Below are 6979 nucleotides of genomic sequence, written 5' to 3' on the forward strand. Positions count from 1 at the left end.
AGCATTCTCACAGACTTATTCTTCCTTTTTATCCGCAGGAAATAATTATTTCTGCGTAAACATATCGCCGACGGAGAACCGATCATCAAGAGATACGAAAAAAGATGCCATCCCGCTGGAATGGCATCTCTCATCATCATTATTTCAACAAGTTTTTACCGAACCACTGTTCCGAGATCTTAGCACCGCTGCCATCTTTTTTCATTTCATCCATGACAGCCTGTACTTTATTGCGGAGCTCTGTATCATTTTTGCGGAACGCGATACCGAACGTACCACATTCACAGAAGTCCTCTTCGAGAACTTGGAACGCCTGCGGTTTTTTCGACAAGTAGAAACGACCTACGATCTCGTCGCCTACGATCGCATCAAGACGACCTGCTTCCAGATCCATGAACGCTTCGATGAAGTCGCCATATTTGCGGATCTCTTTATATTTACCCTGCCAGCCGAGCTCGATGATCTTTTCATCAGCCGTCGAAGCATTCTGAACACCGATCACTTTGCCTTCAAGATCTTTTACACCTTTGATAGGCGAATTCATCGGAACAAAGAGCACCTGTCTTGCATCCATATACGGTTCGCTGAAAAGAACGTTTTTCTTTCTGTCTTCCGTAATATTCATACCGTTCCACAAGCAGTCAACGCGTTTGCCGTTAAGCTCGGACTCTTTGCTGCTCCAGTCGATCGCTTTGAACTCGACCTGCATACCAAGACGTTTTGCAGCCTCTTTCGCCATGTCGATATCGAAACCAACGATCTGATTTTTTTCATCGCGGAAGCCCATCGGCGGGAAGCTGTCATCAAGACCGATAACGATCTTCTGCTGTGCATCTTTCTTAGCCGTATCCGAACCACCACAGCCTGCTACGATCATCGCGAACGACGCAAGCATCAAACAAAGTAACACCAGTTTTTTCATCTCTTGTAATCCTCCATTCTTATGCTGTAACTTCATTATACTTTAGTGTGCTAAAATAGCAAAGAATTGAAATTCTCGAAAAAACACGATTATTCTTGATTATCTCTTATTATATCAATATATCTTATTATTTCGCCCGTTTTTATTTTTTCTGCAGATGTGCCTTGTATTCACCATCTCTTTTCAATATAATGAAAGAAACTTATCAAACCGAACAAAAAGGAGTACACCTATGACACGCAATCTCACGAGATGGCTTCGCTTTCTCTTCATGTTCTATCTCTTATTCAGCGGCGCGATCGCCTACTTCGTCTACGACGGCACGCTCCCGTGGACAGACGACCTCATGGCGACCTCTGTATCGCACGTCGTCACACTTCTCGGTATCCTGCTCATGCTCAAACAATATAAGCTCGGCTTCTATATCATCTGCCTCGCCTCCCTCGGCGGCATCGGCTACAACTACTTCTATTCTCAGATGGACTTCCTCTCCGCCAGCATCGGCATGCTCTACGTCCCCGTCATCACAGCCCTCTTCTTGAGAAGCAACTGGCACATCATGAAGTAACACATCATAACCGGCCAAGACTTCCTCTCATCTACGAGAGGAAGTCTTTTATTTTTGCACAACGCCCGTCCTTTTATCAATAATTATTATCCGTAAATAAAAATTTTATTTTTTCTTCAAAAACCTATTGACAAATACATACCTCTGTCGTATACTTGCATTGTAGATGATTTCAATTCTCAACAGAGAATTATTACAAATATCTACACCCCCAAAAACCAAACCATTTCATCAAAAAATTGATTTACAAGGAGATGATTTTTATGTCTATGATCAACAAAGAAGTAAGCAACTTTTCGGTACAAGCCTACCATAACGGCGAATTCAAAACGGTAACGAAGGCCGACATTCTGGGTAAATGGAGCGTGTTCTTCTTCTACCCGGCAGACTTCACGTTCGTTTGCCCGACGGAGCTTGAAGACCTTCAAAACAAGTATGCTGACTTCCAAGCGGCAGGATGTGAGATCTTCTCGGTTTCGACAGATACACACTTCGTACACAAAGCATGGCATGACACGTCCGAGCGTATCGGCAAGATCACGTATCCGATGCTCGCTGACCCGACGCATGCACTCGCGAAAGACTTCGAAGTATATATCGAAGAAAACGGTCTTGCAGAACGCGGCAGCTTCATTGTAAACCCCGAAGGCAAGATCGTCGTATACGAAGTGAACGCAGGCAATGTAGGAAGAAACGCGGATGAGCTCCTTCGCCGCCTGCAAGCAAGCCAGTTCGTAGCAGAACATGGCGATGAGGTCTGCCCTGCCAAATGGCAGCCGGGTGCGGAAACGCTCAAGCCGAGTCTTGATCTGGTAGGCCTTCTGTAATGACCAGAGAGCGTTTGTATGACGTCGTAGTAGTAGGCGGCGGGCCCGCAGGCCTGACCGCCGCGCTCTACCTGGCGCGCGCCTGCTACCGCGTTCTCGTCGTAGAAAAAGAAAGATTTGGTGGACAGATCACCATAACCGAACAAGTCGTCAACTACCCCGGCGTATTCTCTGCGAGCGGTAAGGAGCTCACAGAAACGATGCGCCGTCAAGCAGAATCGTTCGGAGCAGAGTTCCGCCTCGCCGAAGTCACAGGTTTCGACTTAGACGGCGATATCAAGATCGTCCATACGGACAAAGGCGATGTAGAAGCCTACGGCATCCTGCTTGCAACAGGTGCAAGGCCTCGCATGATCGGCTTTGCAGGTGAAGCGGACTATCGCGGTCGCGGCATCGCTTACTGCGCAACGTGTGACGGCGAATTTTTCACGGGTAAAGATGTCTTCGTCGTCGGCGGTGGATTCGCCGCAGCAGAAGAAAGCGTCTTCCTCACGAAATATGCCCGTCACGTCACCCTTCTCATCAGAGAAGATGATTTTACCTGCGCAGAAGGTGCAGCCAGACCCGCCCGCAACCATCCGAAGATCACCATTCATACGAATACAGAGGTCGCAGAAGTAACAGGTGACAACGCTCTTACCACGATCCGCTACCGAAACAATGTCACAGGCGAAGAGCATACGCACACCTCCCCCGACGGAATCGGCGTATTCGTATTCGCAGGATATGAGCCGGCCACCGACCTCGTCAAGGACATCGTAGAACTCGACCACATGGGCTACATCATCACCAACTCGAGCGGGCTTACGAGCCGCACAGGCATCTATGCCGCAGGCGACGTCTGCGTCAAGAACCTGCGCCAAGTCGCAACAGCAGTCGGCGACGGTGCACTCGCCGCCACCGCACTCGAAAAATACGTTTCGACCATGCACGCCAAAACAGGCATCCAAGCGCCCAAACCGACGGCGAAACACCCCCAAGAGGAACCCAAGCCCAAGACCCAAGCACAGGCAGACAGTTCCCTCTTTACGCCCGAGATCGAAGCACAGTTAAATGCCGTCTTCGCACGCATGACAAGCCCCCTCACCCTTGAGCTTTATCTCGATGATCGCCCCGTATCGGCCGAACTGAAAGGATACATGACCGAGCTTGCCAAATACACCGACAAGCTGACCGTCAGAGAAGCGGAAGGCGGCGACCACCTTCCCATCGTCAAAGTTCTCCGCGCCGACGGCACAGATACAGGACTCGCCTTCCACGGTGTACCCGGCGGTCACGAATTCACATCCTTCATCCTCGGTCTCTACAACGCCGCAGGTCCCGGTCAACCACTCGACAGCGCGCTCAAAGCACGCATCGAAGCCATCGACCGACCTGTCGACATCAAGATCATCGTATCGCTCTCCTGCACCATGTGCCCCGACCTCGTCATCGCAGCGCAGCATATCGCGGCCTTAAGCCCGAACGTCAGCGCACACGTATACGATCTCAACCATTGTCCTGACCTGAAAGAAAAATACAATATCATGAGCGTGCCATGCTTCATCATAGGCGAAGACACTGTTCACTTCGGCAAGAAAAACATCGCACAGCTCCTCGATATCATCGGCTGATAAAAAGAAAGACACCTTCAGAATACTAATCTGCAAGGTGTCTTTTCTTATTTGGCATCCCACTTTTCTATATAATTCTGTTATAATAACAGTATCAACATTCTGGAGGAATCATTATGTTTATTCGCTGTATTATGATCACACTCTTATTGATAGCAACCGCTATGCCCGCATGGGCAAATGCCAAAGAGCCGAACCTCTCCCCCGAGGTCAAGCAACTGATGGAAGCAGGCATAGAATTGTATGAAGAAGAAGTTCTAAAAAGTCTGCAAATCGACGTCCAAGACCAACTCGAAGGCAACATCTACAACATCATCCTTACCATCACCAATCCGACCAACACTCCGCTTAACAAAAAAATAGCCCTCACCACTATCACCTACGATGTCTGCCATGCAGACGATCCGTATCAGACGATCACCCAATATACAGACGCCATCCCCGCATTTGTCATTGAGCCGGGCGAAACCTACACGACCACCATCAAGCTGAAACAGCCTGTGCCTGCCCAGTTCAACCACCTCGACTCTTGTGCCTTCATCTTTGAAGACAACACCACACTCCACTACAATACACTGAGCGAATCCGCTCCGACCTCTCCCTTCCGCTTGATCCCGACCGTATCCCCCTTCGGCGACGTTTCTCTCAATATCCAAAACAGCTCTGCAGCCGAAACGATCACCGAACTACGTGACATCCGCTTGAACTTCACGGTCGGAGAAGAATCTCACAAAATGCTCTTACCCGACCTCACCACCTTACAACTCAAACCGGGAGAAGCTCATACCATCCCTCTTTTCACACTCGCATCGGCAAGCAATACAAAATCCTCCGGATTCTCTCTCGGTGCCAACACAGTCAGCACCTCTCGAAGCTACAACTATCACATCAATATGAAAATAAACGGTATTCCCCATACATATTACGATAATTATTCCGATGCTACCCAAGTATCTGGCGTATTGAAAACCACACGGATCGACCAATCATCCGCAGAGTATCACTACCCGGCAGAAAAACTCGATCCCAAAAACGGAGCATTTTACCTTGATGGCACCGACCTTAACGCTTATCTCAATGTAAAAAACATCTCCGAAACAACATTCGCCTCTGCCAAAGCCGCGTATCGCCTTATCCTCTCTTACTTCGACCAAAACTCCTTGTATCAAGAAAAACGCTACATCGTCCATCTCCCGCAAGACTTCAGTATCGCCCCGCACAAATCGAAATATTACGCCTTCAAACTCCCGCTTCCCGCCGACTTCAAAAAACTACATGCCTATAAAGGACTCTCCTTCCAATCGCTCACCAGCCGCAGCTTGGCAAACGCAAAGCTCGCACAAGTCGCATCAACTTCCGACATACCGAAAAAAGACTACATCCCGCTTACCAATATCGAACTCGAAAAATAACATCATACGACAAAAGACACCTGCAATTCATTTTGCAAGTGTCTTTTCTTTTTTGCTATCCTCTTATCTATCTGTCACACAGCATCATATCCACAGCAATATTTTCACGTGAAACATACTACTTATCCACATTATCCACATATCTGTGCATAAGTGGCTGCTGTTGTGCAAGACTTATAGAGATAGCAGCCTCTCTTATACCATATCGACACATCCGTTATCCACGGGTGGGGACAAAAATTCCGCAGTTGAGGATAAGTCGATTCCATTTTCTCCTGCACTCTTTTATCAACAACCAGCACGCTCCACATATCCCCACAGACACGCACAAAAAAAGAGCTGACATCAGCCCTCTTCAAAAAGCAACCATACGAAACTATCTCAAGCACCGATACGCTCAGACCGCCTCGACATCCTTACATGACACAGTTCCAAATGGCTTCAAACGTCGAGCCCGGAGTAATGTCATGCCACTCAGGGTCGGGGTTCTCTTCCACACGCAACAACTCACCACTATGAATATTATATTCTTTGAGCGACAGTATCCTAACTTCCATGCCCTTAGAATATTCATTATTCATAACCAGCGCTGTCCCCTGCGCAGGAAACTCTATCAAAACATCTACATTACAGAAAGAACCACCATCATAATGAGTAAGCGTATTGGCATCATAAAAAATACTCATTTCCGCATTCGATCCGACAGGCTCCCATTTAGGGGTTTCGATCGGATACGCCATGCAGACCGAAGATACCAAGAACAATAACATGATAGTAAATACAAGCGATCTTTTCAGCTTCATCATTTTCATCACATCATATTCTTTCTCTTGCTGTAATAAGACATCACCAGCATACGATTTTTCCTGCTGGCCGACTTATCACATTCTACATTTCATCACGGTTGCAACATTTCCTGCCGAATCATATCGTCTTTATACAAACTATGCGAAATAGAATATTTACTAACAAAAGAAAAAAGCACCGTACATATCGTACAGTGCTTTTTCTTGACCAGCGACTACCTATCCTCCCGGAACGTCTCCATTCAAGTACTTTCGGCGTTTGAGGGCTTAACTACTGTGTTCGGCATGGGAACAGGTGGGACCCCTCAGCTATCATCACTGGATTCTTTTTGCGGACGCATCCAAGAACCAAGCCTGCGGCGCAGGTGATTGGCTAATGCGTGCCATGCGATAGCGTCCCAAGAAGCACACCGCTAGGTGTTGCTGATTGGCTAGACGCGAACCGCTTCTTGAGTTTACTTTCGCACCCTCAAAACTTCACAGAAGATCTTCCACAGTCTTTTACGCTTTCTTTTTTTAAGTCAAGTCTTCGACCTATTAGTATCGGTCCGCTCCATACCTCACGGTACTTCCACTCCCGACCTATCTACCTTGTCATCTTCAAGGGGTCTTATCAGCTTAATGCTGGAGAAACTTCATCTTAAGGCTGGTTTCACGCTTAGATGCTTTCAGCGTTTATCCTTTCCGGACGTAGCTACCCAACTGTACGCCTGGCGGCATAATTGGTACACCATTGGTCCGTCCACTCCGGTCCTCTCGTACTAGGAGCAGCTCCCTTCAAGTTTCTTACGCCCGCGATGGATAGGGACCGAACTGTCTCACGACGTTCTG

Annotated in this window: 6 protein-coding genes and 2 rRNA genes; 4 read left to right on the forward strand and 4 right to left on the reverse strand. The window is 47.8% G+C overall.

Annotated elements, in window-relative coordinates:
- Nucleotides 1–139: 139 nt before the first annotated feature.
- Nucleotides 140–922: an amino acid ABC transporter substrate-binding protein gene (locus IJN28_07785; GenBank protein MBQ6713669.1), complete on the reverse strand. Its 783-nt coding sequence runs from the start codon at nt 920–922 to the stop codon at nt 140–142.
- A gap of 232 nt (nt 923–1154) precedes the next feature.
- Between IJN28_07785 and IJN28_07790 the strand changes: the two genes are divergently transcribed.
- The 4 genes from IJN28_07790 to IJN28_07805 all read left to right on the forward strand — a co-directional run bounded on the left by IJN28_07790 (nt 1155) and on the right by IJN28_07805 (nt 5342).
- The gene (locus IJN28_07790; GenBank protein ID MBQ6713670.1) at nt 1155–1490 is read left to right on the forward strand and encodes a hypothetical protein; all 336 of its coding nucleotides are present in this window, start codon (nt 1155–1157) and stop codon (nt 1488–1490) included.
- Between the two features lie 263 nt (nt 1491–1753).
- On the forward strand, nt 1754–2317 hold the full coding sequence (ahpC, locus tag IJN28_07795; GenBank protein ID MBQ6713671.1) for a peroxiredoxin: 564 nt from the start codon (nt 1754–1756) through the stop codon (nt 2315–2317).
- On the forward strand, nt 2317–3930 hold the full coding sequence (locus IJN28_07800; GenBank protein MBQ6713672.1) for an FAD-dependent oxidoreductase: 1614 nt from the start codon (nt 2317–2319) through the stop codon (nt 3928–3930). Before ahpC ends, IJN28_07800 begins: the two co-directional genes overlap by 1 nt.
- 116 nt (nt 3931–4046) lie before the next feature.
- Nucleotides 4047–5342, forward strand: a complete 1296-nt coding sequence (locus tag IJN28_07805) for a hypothetical protein (protein MBQ6713673.1) — start codon at nt 4047–4049, stop codon at nt 5340–5342.
- Nucleotides 5343–5758: 416 nt separating this feature from the next.
- Here IJN28_07805 and IJN28_07810 read toward each other — a convergent pair whose 3' ends face one another.
- The 3 genes from IJN28_07810 to IJN28_07820 all read right to left on the reverse strand — a co-directional run.
- Nucleotides 5759–6145 (reverse strand): hypothetical protein, encoded by a 387-nt coding sequence (locus IJN28_07810; protein ID MBQ6713674.1) that lies wholly within the window; start codon nt 6143–6145, stop codon nt 5759–5761.
- A gap of 209 nt (nt 6146–6354) precedes the next feature.
- A 5S ribosomal RNA gene (gene rrf, locus IJN28_07815) occupies nt 6355–6471 on the reverse strand.
- Between the two features lie 194 nt (nt 6472–6665).
- Nucleotides 6666–6979 (reverse strand): 23S ribosomal RNA (locus IJN28_07820); the annotation flags it as partial.

It is taken from the genome of Selenomonadales bacterium, assembly GCA_017442105.1.
Lineage (GTDB): Bacteria > Bacillota > Negativicutes > RGIG982 > RGIG982 > RGIG982.